This window comes from Streptomyces botrytidirepellens (assembly GCF_003721215.1).
Taxonomy (GTDB): domain Bacteria; phylum Actinomycetota; class Actinomycetes; order Streptomycetales; family Streptomycetaceae; genus Streptomyces; species Streptomyces himastatinicus.
Window position 1 is genome coordinate 1 of sequence record NZ_RIBZ01000534.1, and the last position, 2,638, is coordinate 2,638.

At 68.1% G+C, this 2,638-nt stretch carries 2 protein-coding genes; both read right to left on the reverse strand.

The features are described 5' to 3' along the window. Positions 1–69: 69 nt before the first annotated feature. Positions 70–1,767 carry a hypothetical protein gene (locus EEJ42_RS32435; RefSeq protein WP_123105503.1) on the reverse strand — a complete coding sequence of 566 codons (1,698 nt, stop codon included), beginning with the start codon at positions 1,765–1,767 and terminating at the stop codon, positions 70–72. Next, positions 1,764–2,129 (reverse strand): hypothetical protein, encoded by a 366-nt coding sequence (locus tag EEJ42_RS32440; RefSeq protein WP_246097534.1) that lies wholly within the window; start codon positions 2,127–2,129, stop codon positions 1,764–1,766. The genes EEJ42_RS32435 and EEJ42_RS32440 overlap by 4 nt, the downstream gene beginning before the upstream one ends. Positions 2,130–2,638 lie beyond the last annotated feature (509 nt).

Genomic DNA, 2,638 nt, shown 5'->3' on the forward strand with positions numbered 1-2,638 from the left:
GCCGCCCGGCCGCCGCGCATCGGACTCGTCAGCAGCCACGCGGGGCTCCCTTGGTTGCGCCTGCCACGATCACGCGACGTGCGCCTGTTGCGCGCTGTAGAGGGTGGGCTCGGGCACGGACTGCTCCTGGTAGCGGAGCGCCTCGCGGGTGGCCCGTTTGAACTGCTCGCGGCTCTGGTCGATGAGAACGCGTGGGTCGAGCGTCTCTCGCGCGGCCGCCTCGACCGCGGTGCTGGCATCGCGTGCGGTGCGGCGGACCGTCATGGTGACGAGGTGGCCGGCCCCCCGGCCAGCGGGGTCGACCTTGCGTGTGCGCGCCTCCAGCCCGATGCTTTCGAGCTCCTGGAAGTCCAGCGGTGGGGCCCCGTCCCGTCGGGCCAGTTGCTCAGCCTTGTTGTTCAGCAGCCACCGGTCCTGGGCGGCGCCCGGCGAAAGTGACTGGATGGCCTTGAAGAGGTAGCGGTGCTCGGGAAGGGTGAAGTCCTGTTCGGCCAGGGAGCGGGTGGAGCCGTCCCAACGCAGCTGGCCCGGATCCTGCACAAGCGAGACCAGGACTCGACGCTCGGTGGGCACAGAGGTGTAGCTCGCTTGCCCCTCGCTCTGCTCGGGTGCGGGTATTGCGGTCTGCTCCGGTGTGCTGTAGCCGCCGAGGGTGCGGTGCCCTTCGTCGAGACGCTCCGCAAGTTGGCCCAGGGCGTAGTCCACGTTGGTGCCGAGCTCGAGGCCGATCTGGCCCAGGGAGGCGTCGGACAGCCCGTAGTCGCGGACGCGGCCTGCCAGGTCCTCGACTGCGGCGGGAATGCTCGGCTCAAGGATGAAGTCGACCGCGTACCAGGCGGCGTTGTCGGGGTTCGGGCTGAAGTTCGGGGCGCTCGCCTTTTCCAGGTCGATGGCGAGCCGCTGGTAGACGTTGGCGTCAAGGCGGGCCTGGGCCGTCGGGTCGCCGGTGGAGCGGTGGTAGTCGTTGTAGGCCAGACGTGTGGTGATGTGCTGGATCATCGCGGCGGCCCGCTCTTGCCATGTGAGGTTCGGGTCGGTGGCTGCCGGAAGCGCGATAGCGGGGTCCGGGCCCGTGACGAGGGCGTCCCAGATCTCGGCGGTCGCGGGGTCGCCGAAGTCCTGGGGCTGGAGCCAGTAGGGCGATGCGTCGGGGTTCTGTGGGGAGTACCGGAACTGCTGGGCTCGCGTCGGGTCGTTGAGGATCGCCCCGATGACCGCCAGTTCCCGACGGCGCGCCTCATTGTCATAGCCCCGTGGGCGAGACAGTTCGAACGGAACGTTCTCGATGGTGGAGGGGTGCTGGGCGGCGCGGGCGGTGACGTAGGCATCGTGCCGCGCGTGCTCTGGGTTGGCCGGCCAGGTGGGCTGTGCCATCTGGCTGACGTCGTTGTGGAGACCCACCCAGAAATCTGAGTGGGTCAGGGACGCCTGATTGACGGCCCACTGGGCTTTGGGATCGCCCGCCGCGGCGCGCTGCCGGTAGAGGGTCAGCATTCTGGCGATGACGGCGTATGCGGTGACCTGCGCTCGATCGGCACCCGGGTAGGCCTGCAGCTGCTGATCGATGTCGCCGAGCCCGCCGGAGAGCAGTGCCTCGTAGGCGTCGCCGAGCCAGTCCGTCTGGAAGTGGTCGGGCCTGAGCCAGTACTGGGGCTTTTGGCGGTTCCGGCCGACGAGGAGTTGGTTCGCCGTGGAGCTGTCCCGCAGCAGGTTGCTGACGATGTTGAGTTCGTGCTGCGGTGCCCCACCGTATTGTCCGTTGTTCACGCTGCCCCCGCCTCGGGCTGGGCGGGTGGCAGCTCGGCGAGCTCGACGTCCGCTTCGGGAGGTGTGCCGACGGGTGTCGTGGCCGCGGTCGCGGCCCGGTAGCGCTCGGCGTGGAGGTCGAGTTGAGCAGAGGCGGCTTCGTCGAGTGCCACCCAGCCGGGATCGTCTTCCCTCCACCACCGGTCCATGTAGCGCACCGGGCTGCCCTCGAACCGCCCGAGAGCATCAGCCTTTCCGTCCGCGAGGAGTTGGGCCATCGCTGCGGTCGGCATCGGTGCGTTCAGGACCCGCTGCTGTGCCGAGTCCTTGAGGAGCTCCATGCGTTCGGCCCAGGTGACCGTGGGGTTGCCGGGCTCGGCCATGGTCGGCTCCTATTCGGACGAAAACGGGGACTCCAGGCAGGCTGCGTCGTGACCCACCGGTCGACAAGCCGGAGCCGGGGTGCGGTCCAAGAGGTGAGCGCGTTGAGTGCGGAATCTTCGTTCTGCGTCCCACCCGGCGGGAATTGGGCATTCGTGGGGCGGCCTCGGTGGTGGCGGCGGGTGCCGGTTCGGGAGGGGGTTGTGGGCCGGTGTGACCGAGAGTCGTTATTGGCCGATCACGCTCGCTCCGGTGCAGGTCAGGGACGTGCAGAGGAAGCCAGTTGGCGGATCTTGAGGGTGATAGTTGGCGGATCATGCCACCGCCATCTCCGAACACGAGGGCATTGCCGCAGGTGAGCGCGTTGGTCATCGATCGCGCATCAAGATCCGCCATCTACCGTGCTCGTCCGCCATCTATAAATCTCGGTGTGCGACACGAAGTCGCTCCAGGTAAGTAAGGACAGCCACGTGAAGGAGGTATCGATCGGCTGAACTTCGGGCCAGTGTCC

Coding starts and splice junctions, on each gene's coding strand:
- EEJ42_RS32440 (WP_246097534.1), bottom strand. CDS start 2,129: ATGGCCGAGCCCGGCAACCCCACGGTCACCTGGGCCGAACGCATGGAG.